1 protein-coding gene and 1 pseudogene are annotated in these 548 nt (G+C 48.9%); one reads left to right on the forward strand and one right to left on the reverse strand.

All coding sequences use genetic code 11. The features are described 5' to 3' along the window. Positions 1-37: 37 nt before the first annotated feature. On the reverse strand, positions 38-253 hold the full coding sequence (locus tag RTV33_RS00065; RefSeq protein WP_312640267.1) for a hypothetical protein: 216 nt from the start codon (positions 251-253) through the stop codon (positions 38-40). Positions 254-312: 59 nt separating this feature from the next. On the opposite strand from RTV33_RS00065, the pseudogene RTV33_RS00070 reads away from it, so the two are divergent. Then, a pseudogene (locus RTV33_RS00070) lies at positions 313-548 on the forward strand (type IV secretory system conjugative DNA transfer family protein); the annotation flags it as partial.

Raw genomic sequence — 548 nt, forward strand, 5'->3', positions numbered from 1 at the left:
AAAAAGGCAGGGCGGTCAATTAAATGACTGCTCTGCCTCATTCCTCTGAACTGCCACGATAGCGGATAATTGGAAGTTGCTTTGCTTTTTTGCCCACCATCACACGATGAAGCGCAAACACCATATTGGGAGTACGTTCAAAATAGCCAATGTCTTTCTTCCAACTTATGCCGCACTTGCAGTGCTGAAGTCCAATAAATTGTTGCTTCATTTTTTTGCCGCAGTTTATACAAATCTTATTGCTGTTGCCCATAATCCGACCTCCTTTATTTTATAATAGCACAAGATAATCTCAAACGAAAGGATACCAATATGAACGAATCCGTCTATATCCTAATCGGAGCGGCCGCCGTGATGTTTAGCGTCATCGGCGGCCTTTCCCTTTTGGCGCACTACTACACTTTAAACGGCATTAAGTCCCGCACCGTGGGCGATGGGCAGCACGGCACCGCCCGCTTTGCCAGCAAGCAGGAAATCAAGCGCACCTATCGGCACATCCCATTCCGCCCGGAGCTGTGGCGCAAGGGAGAGCAGCTCCCCACCCAGCA

Source organism: Hydrogenoanaerobacterium sp. (genome assembly GCF_032017025.1).
Classification (GTDB): Bacteria; Bacillota; Clostridia; order Oscillospirales; family Ruminococcaceae; genus Hydrogenoanaerobacterium.

Excerpts from the sequence above, each read along its gene's own strand:
- RTV33_RS00065 (WP_312640267.1), bottom strand. The coding sequence starts at position 253 with ATGGGCAACAGCAATAAGATTTGTATAAACTGCGGCAAAAAAATGAAG.